General features: G+C 42.2%; 16 protein-coding genes and 1 pseudogene. 11 read left to right on the plus strand and 6 right to left on the minus strand.

Features of this window, described 5'->3' with window-relative positions; translation table 11 throughout:
• Positions 1-68: 68 nt before the first annotated feature.
• The 5 genes from remA to I8751_RS00695 form a co-directional block, all read right to left on the minus strand.
• Positions 69-335 (minus strand): extracellular matrix/biofilm regulator RemA, encoded by a 267-nt coding sequence (gene remA, locus I8751_RS00675; protein WP_214437244.1) that lies wholly within the window; start codon positions 333-335, stop codon positions 69-71.
• A gap of 374 nt (positions 336-709) precedes the next feature.
• The gene (locus I8751_RS00680; RefSeq protein ID WP_214437245.1) at positions 710-916 is read right to left on the minus strand and encodes a phycobilisome linker polypeptide; all 207 of its coding nucleotides are present in this window, start codon (positions 914-916) and stop codon (positions 710-712) included.
• A 242-nt stretch (positions 917-1,158) separates the two neighbouring features.
• On the minus strand, positions 1,159-1,644 hold the full coding sequence (apcB, locus tag I8751_RS00685; protein ID WP_214437246.1) for an allophycocyanin subunit beta: 486 nt from the start codon (positions 1,642-1,644) through the stop codon (positions 1,159-1,161).
• Between the two features lie 66 nt (positions 1,645-1,710).
• A complete protein-coding gene (apcA, locus tag I8751_RS00690) occupies positions 1,711-2,196 on the minus strand; it encodes a globin family protein (protein ID WP_214437247.1) in 486 nt (161 codons plus the stop codon).
• Between the two features lie 398 nt (positions 2,197-2,594).
• Entirely contained in the window at positions 2,595-5,906 is a 3,312-nt protein-coding gene (locus I8751_RS00695; RefSeq protein ID WP_214437248.1) for a phycobilisome rod-core linker polypeptide, read from the minus strand.
• 548 nt (positions 5,907-6,454) lie between these two features.
• Between I8751_RS00695 and I8751_RS00700 the strand changes: the two genes are divergently transcribed.
• Positions 6,455-6,985: a hypothetical protein gene (locus I8751_RS00700; RefSeq protein WP_214437249.1), complete on the plus strand. Its 531-nt coding sequence runs from the start codon at positions 6,455-6,457 to the stop codon at positions 6,983-6,985.
• 63 nt (positions 6,986-7,048) lie between these two features.
• A complete protein-coding gene (locus I8751_RS00705; protein WP_214437362.1) occupies positions 7,049-7,237 on the plus strand; it encodes a hypothetical protein in 189 nt (62 codons plus the stop codon).
• A 300-nt stretch (positions 7,238-7,537) separates the two neighbouring features.
• Here I8751_RS00705 and I8751_RS00710 read toward each other — a convergent pair whose 3' ends face one another.
• Positions 7,538-8,182 carry a vWA domain-containing protein gene (locus tag I8751_RS00710; protein ID WP_214437250.1) on the minus strand — a complete coding sequence of 215 codons (645 nt, stop codon included), beginning with the start codon at positions 8,180-8,182 and terminating at the stop codon, positions 7,538-7,540.
• Positions 8,183-8,428: 246 nt separating this feature from the next.
• On the opposite strand from I8751_RS00710, the pseudogene I8751_RS00715 reads away from it, so the two are divergent.
• The 9 genes and pseudogenes from I8751_RS00715 to atpH all read left to right on the plus strand — a co-directional run bounded on the left by I8751_RS00715 (position 8,429) and on the right by atpH (position 14,547).
• Positions 8,429-8,845, plus strand: a pseudogene (locus tag I8751_RS00715) (XisH family protein).
• On the plus strand, positions 8,833-9,162 hold the full coding sequence (locus tag I8751_RS00720) for a XisI protein (RefSeq protein ID WP_214437251.1): 330 nt from the start codon (positions 8,833-8,835) through the stop codon (positions 9,160-9,162). Before I8751_RS00715 ends, I8751_RS00720 begins: the two are co-directional and overlap by 13 nt.
• 82 nt (positions 9,163-9,244) lie before the next feature.
• Positions 9,245-10,426 carry a class I SAM-dependent methyltransferase gene (locus I8751_RS00725; protein WP_214437252.1) on the plus strand — a complete coding sequence of 394 codons (1,182 nt, stop codon included), beginning with the start codon at positions 9,245-9,247 and terminating at the stop codon, positions 10,424-10,426.
• A 578-nt stretch (positions 10,427-11,004) separates the two neighbouring features.
• Positions 11,005-11,448 (plus strand): ATP synthase subunit I, encoded by a 444-nt coding sequence (locus tag I8751_RS00730; protein ID WP_214437253.1) that lies wholly within the window; start codon positions 11,005-11,007, stop codon positions 11,446-11,448.
• A 61-nt stretch (positions 11,449-11,509) separates the two neighbouring features.
• On the plus strand, positions 11,510-12,271 hold the full coding sequence (gene atpB, locus I8751_RS00735) for a F0F1 ATP synthase subunit A (protein WP_214437254.1): 762 nt from the start codon (positions 11,510-11,512) through the stop codon (positions 12,269-12,271).
• A 133-nt stretch (positions 12,272-12,404) separates the two neighbouring features.
• Positions 12,405-12,650 carry an ATP synthase F0 subunit C gene (atpE, locus tag I8751_RS00740; protein ID WP_015112744.1) on the plus strand — a complete coding sequence of 82 codons (246 nt, stop codon included), beginning with the start codon at positions 12,405-12,407 and terminating at the stop codon, positions 12,648-12,650.
• A gap of 179 nt (positions 12,651-12,829) precedes the next feature.
• A complete protein-coding gene (locus tag I8751_RS00745; protein WP_214437255.1) occupies positions 12,830-13,258 on the plus strand; it encodes a F0F1 ATP synthase subunit B' in 429 nt (142 codons plus the stop codon).
• 168 nt (positions 13,259-13,426) lie between these two features.
• Positions 13,427-13,996, plus strand: coding sequence for a F0F1 ATP synthase subunit B (locus I8751_RS00750; protein ID WP_214437256.1), 570 nt, complete (start codon positions 13,427-13,429; stop codon positions 13,994-13,996).
• Positions 13,996-14,547 carry an ATP synthase F1 subunit delta gene (atpH, locus tag I8751_RS00755; RefSeq protein WP_214437257.1) on the plus strand — a complete coding sequence of 184 codons (552 nt, stop codon included), beginning with the start codon at positions 13,996-13,998 and terminating at the stop codon, positions 14,545-14,547. The genes I8751_RS00750 and atpH overlap by 1 nt, the downstream gene beginning before the upstream one ends.
• Positions 14,548-14,559: the final 12 nt, after the last annotated feature.

Here is a 14,559-nt window from a genome sequence, read left to right on the forward strand (position 1 = left end):
ACTAGTCTAATTCACATAGTACTGCGGATGTGGTGCAAATAAAACTAGGGTTGTTGACTTATCCCTAATCAATTATCTACAACATGATGCTCGCGGGAAATCACAAAGCGATTCGCTACCGTTTCGGGTTGAATCGCCGACAGAATGACGTGGCTGGAATCCGTAATAATTACAGCCCTAGTCCGACGACCATAAGTTGCATCAACTAGCTGATTTTTATCCCGCGCCTCGGTAATAATCCGTTTAATCGGGGCAGACTCTGGACTAACGATGGCAACCACTCGGTTAGCGGACACGATGTTACCGAAACCGATGTTAATTAACTGTATTTCCATATAAAAGTGACACCAAATATGGTGCGCGAAGCTGGTAAGGAAGTTATTTCCATGTTATCCCCAAAAAATTGGAGTTACAACGCTTTAGGTTTAGCCAGCCTTCATTTTTAAATAGCAAATGCTTTTTTTAGCTATTTATTAGCCAAAATACCTTGAAATCCTCCCAAAGGCACATGTAAAACCATAACAAGAAAGCTAATCAGCAATTAAAAATGTCATCTCTATCACACGAAATTTATATAATAAAATATTACAAATTTTCCCAGAAGCTCAGAATATAATTCGTATCCTGTGAAACATGTAAACAACAAAAAAGAGGCCTGTCTTGACCTCTTTGTAACTCCCTAAAATAATTTTCGGTCTATATATAACAATTACAGCAACCCTGCATTAGTACCTTGTCTACCAGTTGCTAGTTCTACTTTAACGATTTTGCCACCCATTTTTTGAATCCGTTGCTGTTCACTGAACCAGCTATCGTAAGGAACAAGCTTGGTGAAGTAGGTATTTTGCAGTTCGCGTTGAGTGCGAATCCGGCTTTGGCTAGGAACGCAAGCAGTAATTTTAAACAACCGCGCCATATCTTAAATCTCCTGTGGTTATTGTGAAAACTTTTTTATTTCTAAACAAAAAATGGGAGTGTATATTTTATGCAAATTTTTGAATTAACCACTCCAAGGCTGGAAATCAAGTATCAATACTAGACCGCTAACACTCATCACTGAAATATTCAATAAGATAAGCGACAAAACTGTCTAGCACTCACAGTTGATTTCCAGGCCTTAATAAATTCACACCTAATATCTTAAGTGCAAACTAGCTCTTAGCTCAAGCCAGAGGAGATATAGTCTAAGTAAACACCCATTTCTTTACCGGCATCAGGGCCTACCAAGCTGGCTGTTACTTCTTTGATTGATTGGATAGCTTGTACGGTAGCACCAACAGGTACACCTAAGGAGTTGTAGGTTTCCTTCAAGCCATTTAGCACGCGCTCATCCAAGATGGAAGGATCACCAGCTAACATAGCGTAGGTAGCATAACGTAAGTAGTAGTCCAAATCGCGGATGCAAGCAGCATAACGGCGAGTGGTGTACATGTTACCACCGGGACGGGTGATATCAGAGTACAACAGGGACTTAGCTACAGCTTCTTTGACGATCGCAGCTGCGTTAGCGCTGATTGTGCTAGCAGCACGCACGCGCAGTTCGCCAGTTGCGAAGTAGCCTTTCAGCTTTGTCAGAGCAGATGAATCTAAATACTTACCTTGAACGTCTGAAGAGTTAATGACAGCGGTAATTGCGTCTTGCATTGTTGTTATTTCCTTATTTCCAACCTTATTGCAATACTTCTGTTTCAGCAGGGAAACAACTTGAGCCTACTGCATCGCACCGACTAAGTAGTCGAAGTAAGTGCCAGCTTCACCTGCATCTTCAGCAGATAGCAGAGAGGCAGCAACATTCTTCATAGCGGTGACACCACCGGCAACAGCATCAATGGGAGTGCCGAGGGACTTGTACATTTCGCGAACACCCACAACACCAATTTCTTCGATGGGGGTAACATCACCAGAAACGATTCCGTAGGTGATCAAGCGGAGGTAATAATCTAGGTCACGTAGACAAGTAGCTGTCATTTCTTGACCGTAAGCATTGCCACCAGGAGAGACAACATCAGGGCGTTTTTGGAACAGTTGGTCGCCAGCTTGCTTAACAATCCGTTCGCGATTTTCGGTCAAAATTTGAGCGATGCGGAGGCGACGCTCACCACCTGCAACAAAGCTTTTAATCCGATCCAGTTCGCCAGGGCTAAGATAGCGGGCTTCTGCATCAGCATTCACGATAGACTTCGTGACGATACTCATTAATGGATTCCTCCAAAACTAATGAAACCAGATTTTTGATTAAACAGGTGCGACTGTAATTTGGCTAAGAGTAGCTCTGTGTTCTCTTTTTTGAGAGATAACAGTTGAATGACTGCTATGGCTATTTTGTTAACAGCCTGCTTCAGTCAATCCAAGTAAACAAGCTTTCAAATTCAGCTACCTTCCGCAAAACATTTTCCGGCATTCTGTTGAGCATTTATGACTGCTCTTAACACTTTGTAATATTCTCTTTCAGATTTACAACCACAACTGCAATCTGAAGGTTGTCAAAAGCCAATAGTCAATAGCCTAAAAACTATTGACTATTGACTAAGTAATATTTAGCGATCGCTTGGCTGTCGAGTTAACGACACAGACAATCAAACTAAACTGAAAGTCTAGTCAGCAGCAGCCTGTACACTACCAAGGTAGTTACCAGTAGGAACAGATGACACACGTTGATAAGGCACCACATCTGCACCAAAGTAGTGGGTATACTCTGAACTGTTGACGATTGCTTCTACAACATCTCGTAAACCGCGATCGGACAACATTTCACTGTACTGGCTAATTTCGCCTTGAGTGGCTGGTGTACGTCCTAACAAGTGACGGAATAGGAACTCAATCACTTTGGCTTGGGGATAAGGCGTATAGAAGCGTTGGCGATATATTTCCGAACTAGCTAGTTCACGGATAAACTCCCGTACAGAAATTTCTCCATTGCCCAGTTTTTTATCTAGTTCAGTACAGCGGTAATCATCGGGAGCCTGACCGCCAAATACATCCAACACCTGAGAGTAAGCAGCATTGAGTACCTGTTGAATTTCTGACTCGTTAGTGCCTACACTCAGGCGGTAAATGCGTGCTGCTTGGCGACGGCTCGTATCTACACCCACTTCCATGGATTGTCCGAGATCGTTGTTGTAAGAACGACCTAATTCCAGAGACAAGGATTTCCCATTGTCATCTGCTGCCAAATCTGCGGTCAGTGCATTTGCACCATTAATGCCGGACTTCGTCGGCTCAAAGCTAGGCACAACCACATCATCATTTTGTTTGGTCAGTTGGTTGTACAGCTTTTCTGTATTCGGGAAGTTAGCCGCAGGTAAAGTCGGGAAGCGTCGATAAGGCACCGTATCTTCACCAAATACTTGGCTATACTCTGCACTATTCAGCAGGGCACCAATAAAGGCACGAATACCTTGAGTTGCCAAAATCTGGTTATATTTACGGATTTCTGCTTGGTCAATTGGTGCGCGTCCTAGAAAGTGTTTGGTTCCCAACTCAATGACTTTAGTGTTGGGATAAGGTGTGTAGAATTCTTTTAGGTAGAGATTTGAGTTACCCAAACCTTCAATAAATTCCTTAACGGTAATTTCACCGTTACCCAGTTTACTTTCTAGTACCGTGAATTCGTTTTTGATGATGTAAGGTGCAACATCGCGCTCGAAAATTTGGCGATAGGCAGCGTTAATCAAAGTTTTGACTGCAACTTTATCGCTAGTATTGGCTACCAACTTGAAGACTTTGGTTTGTTCCCGCTGCTTACTAACACCTTGGTTAATACGGAACTGAATATCCGGTTCTGTTCGTGTTTGGGTAACTGTACCCAGTTCCACAAACCGTAGTGCTTCTTGTTTGTCAACATTTGCAACGTCTTCACGAATACTACCAACCCGCAACTGTCGCATCGCTACACCAGCAGGAGTTAAATACCGTTCGTAAGGAACTGTATCTTCACCAAATGCCTCACTGTACTCCAGACTATCCATGATGGCATCAACCACCGCGTAGAAGCCCTTCTTGGAGGCAATGTCAAAATACTTGTTGCTTTCTTGACGACCGTAAGTGGGACGACCTAACAAGCGGCGGTGAATATACTCGATCGCTTTACAAACGTACAGCGATGTCCAGTACATCTGACGGAATACATCCGATTTAGCTAAAGCCCGAACAAACTCCCGCACAGAAATTTCGCCGTTTTCTAGCTTAATTTCTTGCACTTTCAGGCGCTGACCTTCGTAAAGATCGCGACCAAAAACTTGCAAATAAGTCGCCCGGATTACAGCCTGTGTTGAGCTTTCCGAGAATTTAATATTGGTTCCTGCTTGGGACTTCTTACCTCTAGTGCCAGGAAGTTGATCTAGCCGGAACACCTTTGGTCCCAGAGAACCAGGAAACTCTCCCCGTGCTTTGGGATTGCTATTTTGGTTATTAATTCCCGGCCCTTGGTGAATCAAGATACGCTTGGTATCCTTGCCAAAAGGAGCTGGATTGCTGCTGGGGTTGCGGGTTTCTTTCGGGAAAATTGCCCCAAACTGAATTTCCAAGGGGTCATTACCAGAACCATAGGGATGTTGGTCTGGGAGTGGCTGTTCGTAAGCAGCAAAGGTGGTGATAAACTGAGGTATTTTACGGAAAGGCGCACTGTAGTTAAACAGGTCTTGCTGCGGGCCCCAATTGCGACATTCTTGGGCTTCTTGACCCAAACCCCGGAGATACGGGACTGTCTCTTCACCAAAGTAATCGGCGTATTCGTCAGAATTTACCAAAGCATCGACTAAGGCTGCCAGACCACCATTGGAAATAATCGAGAAGTATTTTTGCACTTCTTCTCGGCTACTTGGCCCCCGTCCCAAAATGTGACGGAAAGCTAATTCGATAACTCGGCTGTTAATAAAAGGCTGGTAAAACTGTTTTTGGTAAAGAGGAGATTTTGCTAGACGACGGACAAACTCTTTCATTGAGATGTCGCCGTTTTTCACTTTGGATTCTAGGTCAGATATCGATAAGCTATAAGCACGGGTAATATCGCGCTCAAATATTTGCCGATATGCTGCTTTGATGACCTCATTTTTTTCGCTGGTTGATAATCCAGTCTTCATGACAAACTTCTGCCGCCGTTCTGACGCATTAAAGTAAATCTGCGGCAGTTGTAACCCTTGCTGGTCACTAGAAGGACGTTGGCGTAGTTTGTTTGAAGGTGTAGCTGCTTGAAATTCGGTCAGCAACACATCCATGTACTGAGACACAATCTCTGTAGCCTCAGCATCCTTACGGAAATAGGAAAGTGAAGCTGCTTTAATTTCTTGCAAAGCGACTAATGTTGCTTCGCCAGAGCAAGCATTTTCAATGATTTCCCGCAGACCTCTTGTATTCACTGCGATGATGTTGGAGTCCCCAGCAACGATCGCATAAGTTGCATAGCGCAAGAACCAGGATAAATCCCGTAAGCTCTTGGCCATGTTACTTGGGCCATAGCGGGCAACATTAATTGGTCTAAAGCCTGGAGGTGTCGGGCCGCTAGGAGATGAGTTAAAGATTGAACGTAAATTTTCTAAGAACCCACCACGGCTTTCAACGTAGGTTACGGTTCCCAGTTTCATTCCTTCTTGAACATTCATCCCGCCGCCACCAGCACTGGCCATGGCCAATTCTGCTTCTTGAGGCTTTTCTAAAAAAGCCATTGGCGAACCACCGACAAATATCCGGTTAGCAGCCCTCGACACGATAATCTCGGAATTTTCTGTGAGGGTCTGGGCAATTTCTAGACGCTTTGCACCAGAGGCAAAATAGCTTGCCAATTCATTTAGTTCACCGTTCCCCAAAAAACGGTCTTGTTGCTCCGCTTGGGAAATCGTTGCCACAGCTAGGGTTTGATATAGTTGCGGACGCGCAACAGAGCTTCCTCCACTCGCCTTAACACTCATCGGATTTGTAAAACTCCCATCATAATTATTTATGTGTTAAGTCTGGGTTGCTTTGAGGCTTGACACATTGGTGTGTCTATGCTTTATGAGCTTGAGAGTACTGCCTGCAAAACTGCCAGTAAATTAACCCAGTTAGCTTTTAGATTAGAACGTTTTGCGTTCTCAAGGCTGGTTTATTAAGAAGTGTGTAGAACCTGTAGCTTAGATGCATCTAGTCTTAAGAGTACATACTCTTGTTTGGCTGAGACAAAATCTAAGTTTTGTAACTAAGTAACAGGGTAAGCATGGTCTACTGATGCCGAAAACTTCCATTTTCATGTTTGTAACAGTGTCCACCCTACGATTATTACAATAGTTACAATAGTTACAAAATCTTAGTTGAAACAAAATTGCCTTCAGCAATGTTTAGTGGACAGTAGTCATTAGTCAAGGTTAAGTTGTTTATGCTACTGACAATAAAATAATTCTAGGTAACGACACCTGGGAATACTTCTCAATCAGCGGTGGTTTAAGCATTAACTTTCAGCATTCTCTAACCGGAAAATACGATGCATAAAAGTTATAAATTTAACTATTTATTCAATACCACTTTATCTGCGATCGCAGTTATTCTAGCTGCCACTCCTGCAAATGCGCTTCCAGGGCAAAACATTAGCACCGTTGTTAAGTGGGCAAAGACCAGACCTCTACTACCAACTCTGAGATATAACAGCGAAGCCCACGGCTATGAGGGTACAAAGGGAAAATTATATTTTTATGCTGATGTCACTTCTCAAAATGGGACAGTGACTAAAGAAGGAATAACGGTTAGTGGTGACTCAAGCATGAAATTCACCACAAAAAATGCCAAAGCAGTCAAATTATTACAAAATATTTATAATTCTAATATTGCCAATGACTTCCAAAAGTCTCGCTATATCAGCAAAGTTGGTCGCGACCAGTTTTATCGCGGGCAAAAGTTTGCTTACATTACTGCTGAGGTACAAGGTGGGTCAGCATTACAAATAATTCCCTTGAAGAATTTGCAAGAATTTATCAATAATGCAAAATATTGCCAAATTCATGAATGCGACTTTTGATTAATTATTTTGCTGCAAAGTTATAATCAATAATAAAAATTAAAACTGAAGGATAAAAATATCATGAATTTAACCGTGAAAACTTATCCTTGTAAAACAGCACCTAAATCAACTTATGACGTGCTGATTGAAAATCAATCAGATGGCACAGTTAAAGCTACATTGCTAGGTTTACCAAACTGTGAAGGTTATTACACATTGACTACCAGCAATATTCCGAATGTCTTGCCAAGTTCTTTGACGTACAACTAGCTAGTGGAGAAACCATTAGCTTAGATGGTAAAGTCCTCAAAGGTTCGTATCAGATTAAAGATAATAATCCCAATTACGATTCCCATCCAGCAATCATATTGGTCAGTGCATATATTGTTGAACGGGGCTTGATTTTAGAGCCATTTGAAGTAAAACCATAGGTAAAAACAACAATAGCCAATCCCCATAATCCCTGCCAAAAACAAATCAAACCTACCAAAAACAAGAGCAGCAAGACATAATGGAACAACACCGGCGGGTATGACACAGTACAATACGGCCATCAAAAAAGATATAACTTTAAAAGTTTTTGATTGCCGAAATTGGGATTGAGTTGGCTTGACTGTTAGAAACCCGTTTCATCGAAGTAGAAAGCCAGGCAAACAACTCACGAAAATCTAAGCCATTTAGCGTAACTGGTGGACGTTCAGGCGGAGAAATTTGTCTGAGGATATTCGTATCAGCACCCTGTACACCAACCGCAAAAAATAACAGTCGGCGTTGTGCTTCTGCTTCTCTCAATCTTTGCGCGGCTGACTCCCAAGAATCTGATGGCGCTCCGTCTGTAATCAAAAATACCCAAGGGCGATAATAGAGAACACCGTTGTCTTTATAAGTCTGTTTGCGGTGTTCTAGAAAATCCAAAGCATACTCAATCGCCACACCCATTGGAGTAACACCACCTACTTCCAATAAAGGCGGTGTAAATTGGTCAATCGTCACAAAGTCTTGCATCAATTTAACTATGGGGCCAAATGTGATCATGGCCACTTCCACACTCAGCGATGCTTGGGAATCTTTTAGTACATCTTCTTTGAAAGCAGCAAGTCCTCGATTTAACTCATGGATAGGTTGACCTGACATAGAGCCAGAAGTATCAAGCAACAGAATTACAGGGCAACGATTTTCTGGATTTTCAACGAATTCAGGCATTCCTACAGCCATTTAATGCTCCTAGACAAGTAAATTTTTATACAAAAATATAATTAAATCTTATTAGCTAATAAATACTTAAACAGTAGTGTTTTTACTGAAACAACTTTTCTGCTTAAAATATATGGGCTGATGGCGATCGCAATTATCTTCCTGAAGTGTTCAGCATTCGCTAAACTCAGAATTGCTGCAATATTGCTCCTGAAATGTCAGTTCTCAAAACTGTTAGTGCAGCTATTGCTAAACTCTACGACACCTATGCCATCTAAAGATATATTCCATCAAGCGACCCGTACTGCTTTAGAAAAAGATGGTTGGATGATTACCCATGATCCACTACATCTGAAAATTGATGACATTGAATTTTTTGTAGATTTAGGAGCAGAAAGACTATTAGCAGCGCAAAAACAAGGTCAAAAGATAGCCGTAGAAATAAAATCCTTTGTAGGTGCATCGGAAGTAACGGAATTTCATCTCGCTTTAGGTCAAACCTTGAATTATCGGCTAGCATTAAAAAAAGAAGAACCAGAACGCATTTTATATCTAGCTATTAGCCAAGATACATACCAAGACTTTTTCTCGCGTCAATTTATTTAAGATTCTTTAAAAGAGTATCAAATTAAACTTTTAATATTTAATTCCTTAAGTCAGGACATTGTTTTATGGAAGGAATAAATTACTCTAAAGTTATTCAAGAAATTTTAATTAATCATTCAGTTAATGATGTGGCGAATGGCACAGAAGTTCAATTGTTATTTGATGCAGAACGCCATCATTATCAAGTCTTAAATATTGGCTGGAAAGAACAACGGAGAATTTATGGAATCATCATTCATGTTGATATCAAAGACGAAAAAATTTGGATACAGAGAGATGGCACAGAAGTCGGTATCGCTAATGAATTAATTGCTGCTGGAGTACCTAAAGAAGATATTGTATTAGGATTTTACGCTCCTTATAAACGCCAATTTACTGACTTTGCTGTTGGATAAATAGTAGGAAATAAGCAATAGTAATCTTTGCCCTAATCATCCACTATCCGCTAAACTCAGAAATGCTGCGTTCTTCCTCATCATGTCCGATTCCCAAACTGTTAGTGCTGCTGTTGCCAAACTCTACAACACCTATCCCTTTCCGCCAGACCCCCTACTAGATGAACCACCTCCAGGCTACAATTGGCGCTGGAATTGGCTAGCCGCCCATAGTTTTTGCACTGGTCAAAAACCCCAAAAGCAAGACATCCGCATTTTAGATGCTGGCTGTGGTACCGGGGTGGGTACAGAATATTTGGTACACCTCAATCCTCAAGCTACTGTTGTGGGGATTGACCTCAGCGCTGGTGCTTTAGCAGTAGCAAAAGAGCGTTGTCAGCGTTCTGGAGCCGATCGCGTTGAGTTTCATCACCTCAGTTTGTTTGACGTAGAACAGCTACCGGGTGAGTTTGATTTAATTAACTGTGTTGGTGTTTTGCACCATACCCCCGATCCAGTTCGTGGTATTCAAGCCTTGGCGAAGAAGTTAGCCCCAGGTGGCTTGATGCATATTTTCGTCTATGGAGAGTTGGGGCGCTGGGAAATTCAACTCATGCAAAAAGCGATCGCCCTTCTCCAAGGTGACAAAAAAGGCGACTACCGCGATGGTGTGCAAGTTGGTCGGCAAATTTTTGCATCCTTACCAGAAAACAATCGTATTGTCAAGTACGAAAAACAACGTTGGTCATTAGAAAACCAACGGGATGAATGCTTTGCGGATATGTATGTTCATCCTCAGGAAATTGACTATAACGTTGAGACATTGTTTGAATTAATTGATGCTTCAGGTTTGGAATTTATTGGCTTTTCCAATCCTGGTTTTTGGGATTTGGAAAGACTGTTAAGCAAAGCACCAGAATTAGTAGAACGGGCACAAAATTTGAGCGATCGCCAACGTTATCGCTTGATAGAATTACTAGATCCAGAAGTCACCCATTACGAATTTTTCTTAGGTCGTCCTCCCCTACTACAAACCGACTGGTCAGCCGATCAGGTTTTACTAATGGCAATTCCCGAACTGAATCCTTGTATGGATGGATGGCCCAGCCAATGCATTTTTAACCACGATTACCAAATTGTCAAATTATCGCCAGAGGAGTTTGAGTTTCTGCAAACGTGTAATGGTAAATTAACAGTGGCAGAAATATTGGCAGATGTCCAATTGGGATTAAATGAAGTGCGATCACTGTGCAAGCAACAGCTGTTAATGTTGACACCCGCTTAATTGAAGTGTTGCGATCGCTGGCTTTAAAATTATTTCTGTTGGTGCTATTGACACACTTTTATTGACTTGCGGGATTGGTGTCTTCCTACTACTTTAATTAATGTAATTTTTCAACCATTACACGTTTAATTTTTTACAGTTTTGAATTGCTGATTTATTATCATTGGCGATCGCCTATAGCAACTTGAGAGAAATCTAATGTAGATTAAGAGAGTAATCAGCGATCGCTCTTGAACTTTGGTATTACATACACTACAAGTTGGAGTATTAGAGAATTCAGTCATGGTGTAAATACTCCTCAAGCACCAGCTAATCTTTTTAGCGCCGACTTTACCAAAACACCAAGAGGCTGATTATACAACAACCTTAGAGGGTATTGATTTACTGAAAATTATTTATTTTTATCTAATTCATCCCCTCAATCGCTCTCTCACTTCTGAGAGCGCCAGCTTTCTTTGGTGTCTCAACATTGGCAAGAAGTTAATTGTTTTTTTCTAAAGTATTGTTACCGGATCGTGATATGATTCAGCTGACTGAATGTGCAGTCATTATAGTTAGCTGTACTGGTTTCAAGTCCCGTGAGCTTGTCAGACGAATCAATTTCTGCTTCCACGCCGACAACAAGACAAGATGATCAATCTGGCTCTGAAAATACAGAACCAGCAAACTCTATGGAAGAGTTTTATCAACTCTACCAAAAGTTGCTGAAAATCACACTTGTCTTAACGGGGATTATTTTTATCTCTGTGTGGATTTATTACTCTCTAAACATTGCCCTGAATTATTTGATTGGGGCGTGTGCAGGTGTGGTTTACTTAAGAATGCTGGCTAAAGACGTTGAGCGACTCAGTAATGAGAAAAACCGTCTGAGCAAAAATCGTTTTGCTCTGCTTATTGGGTTGATTATATTAGCATCTCGATGGCATGAGTTACAGATTTTGCCCATATTCTTGGGATTTCTAACTTACAAAGCCACACTCCTCGTCTACATGTTGCAAATTGCGTTCATTCCTGATTCGTAACAAGTCAGGCTCACTAAAGACAATACTCCCATCCTCGCTAGTTGGGGAAAATGCTTGAAGAATGCAAATGCTTAGTGTCTTAAACGCCTTTAATTCTTTTCCCCTCGCCGAATTAGAAGTAGGTCAACATTTCTACTGGCAGTTGGGCAATCTTAAAATTCATGGGCAGGTTTTTCTCACCTCGTGGTTTGTGATTAGCATTCTAGTAGTAGCTTCACTAGCTGCAACTCGCAACATACAAAGAATTCCCAGCGGCATCCAAAATTTAATGGAATATGCCCTAGAATTTATTCGGGATTTGGCAAAAAACCAACTGGGTGAGAAAGAATACCGTCCCTGGGTGCCATTTATTGGCACACTGTTCTTGTTTATTTTCGTATCGAATTGGTCGGGTGCGCTCATTCCCTGGAAGCTGATAAAGCTGCCATCGGGTGAATTAGCGGCTCCCACTAATGACATCAATACGACCGTAGCATTGGCATTGCTAACCTCTTTAGCGTACTTTTACGCAGGTTTTAGCAAACGTGGTTTAGGCTACTTCAAGAAATATATAGAGCCAACACCCGTTCTCTTGCCGATCGCTATTCTAGAAGATTTTACCAAGCCCCTCTCCCTAAGCTTTCGTTTATTTGGCAATATATTAGCGGATGAATTGGTAGTAGCGGTGCTGGTTCTACTTGTTCCTCTATTTATACCTCTGCCTGTAATGGCTTTGGGTTTGTTTACCAGTGCCATTCAAGCCTTGGTTTTTGCAACCCTAGCCGGAGCTTATATTCATGAGGCAATGGAGGGACACGGTGGAGAAGAGCATGAGGAGCATTAGAGTTCCTCAGTAGATAGCACAGTTCCAACGAGCATCTTGGCTCAAAACAAAGAACTCGGTGCAGCGTGAAAAACACGTCTTTACTAGTTAACGTACTTTTGTAAGTTCTGTAATCAAAGCAAGGAAAATCAACATGGATCCATTAGTTTCTGCTGCTTCAGTTCTGGCTGCTGCTCTAGCAATTGGTCTAGCTGCAATTGGCCCTGGTATTGGTCAAGGAAATGCCGCAGGTCAAGCAGTAGAAGGTATTGCTCGTCAACCCGAAGCAGAAGGTAAAATTCGGGGTACTTTGCTCTTAACCTTGGCTTTCATGGAATCCCTGACTATCTATGGTCTAGTGATTGCCCTGGTGTTACTGTTTGCTAACCCCTTCGCGTAATACCTGAAAGTTTTTGTTAACGTAGAGACGTGAATCATCACGCCTCTACAATCAAAATATTTTGGGTATTTATTCTTGTAATGTTGCTTGACCCTTGTTGGCTATGGGTCTCTAAAATACGAAAGGTTGGATGATGTTGCTAGCCATGAAAACTGCTACTCCAGCCAAAGAGGAGAGAAATGTTTGATTTCGATGCTACCTTGCCCTTCATGGCATTGCAGTTCCTGCTGTTGGCAGCTTTGTTGAATGTAATTTTCTATAAGCCACTGACCAAGGTACTTGACGATCGCGATAATTATATCCGAACAAATACCCTTGAGGCACGAGAACGTTTGGCGAAGGCTGAGCGTTTAGCTCAAGAATATGAGCAGCAACTAGCAGAAGCTCGTAGACAGTCGCAAGCTACTATAGAAGCAGCTCAGACCGAAGCTAAGGAAATTACTGCCCAGAAAATCGCTGAGGCGCAAAAAGAAGCTCAAGCTCAACGAGAACAGGCTGCTGTTGAAATAGAGCAACAAAAGCAGGAAGCTATGCGCTCTTTAGAGCAACGAGTTGATGCTCTAAGTCGGCAAATTCTAGAAAAATTATTGGGGCCAAGTCTAGTTTAGATTCAGCTAACAAGACTGGTTCTTTGAAAGCATACGCGCAACTGGGCATTAGTCCCAGAGCGCTTAATTAAGTGTCAAAAAAAGGCACTTTTTTCCCTTCGGGAAAAGACACCATAATTTCCCCTTGGGAAAATACAATGTATTAGCAAGCGAGCAGCGCACTTGTAGATGAGTATCATGGGCACATTCTTATTACTTGCCGCAGAAGCGAACGCTGTTCACTCTGAACTGGCAGAAGGCGCAGCAGAAGGTGGTTTCGGTCTTAATTTAGACTTGTTTGAAACCAATCTCGTTAACCTGGCGATTCTGGTTGGCATACTATTCTACTTCGGACGTAAAGTTTTAAGCAATATCTTGAACGAGCGACGTTCCAATATTGCAACTGCAATTCAAGAAGCGGAAGGGCGCTTAAAAGAGGCGCAAGCTGCCCTTTCCCAAGCACAAGAGCAATTAACCCAGTCTCAGGCTGAGGCGCAACGCATCCGTAAAGCTGCACAAGAAAACGCCCAAGCTTCTAAAGAAGCTATGTTGGCGCGGGCAGCCCAAGATGTAGAACGTTTGAAACAAACAGCAGCAGCTGACTTAAACACCGAAAGAGACCGAGCATTTGCGGAGTTGCGGCAGCGGGTAGCGGCGATGGCACTGCAAAAAGTCGAATCACAATTGCGGGCTGGGATTGCTGATGATGTTCAACAATCAATAATTGACCGCAGTATCGCGCAGGTGGAAGTAAGCTGATGAAAAGTAATGTAGAAACCGTTGAAGTTGCCCAACCTTATGCACAGGCGTTGATGTCAATAGCGCAATCAAAAAACCTGACAGAAGAGTTTGGCGAAGATGCACGCTCTTTACTGAATTTATTACAAAATTCTGAACAGCTGCAAAACTTCATTGATAACCCTTTTGTTCAGCCTGAGAACAAAAAAGGAGTTATCAGCCAAATAATGGGTGAAAGCGCTAACGCCTACTTACGTAATTTTTTGCTGCTGTTGGTAGACAAACGACGCATTTCGTTCTTAGAACCGATTTTACAGCAATATCTAGCGTTATTGCGGCAGTTAAATAAAACCGTGTTAGCGGAAGTTACATCTGCTGTTCCTTTGTCACAAGAGCAGCAACAGGCAATTCAACAGAAAGTAATTGCGATCACCAATGCTCGCCAGGTAGAACTAGAAACCAAGGTAGACCGCGAGTTGATTGGTGGCGTGATCATCAAAGTAGGTTCGCAGGTAATTGATGCCAGTTTGCGGGGTCAATTACGCCGCCTTTCTTTGCGTTTAAGCAGCTAGAAAATCGAGAAG

It is taken from the genome of Atlanticothrix silvestris CENA357 (assembly GCF_016056295.1).
GTDB lineage: Bacteria > Cyanobacteriota > Cyanobacteriia > Cyanobacteriales > Nostocaceae > Atlanticothrix > Atlanticothrix silvestris.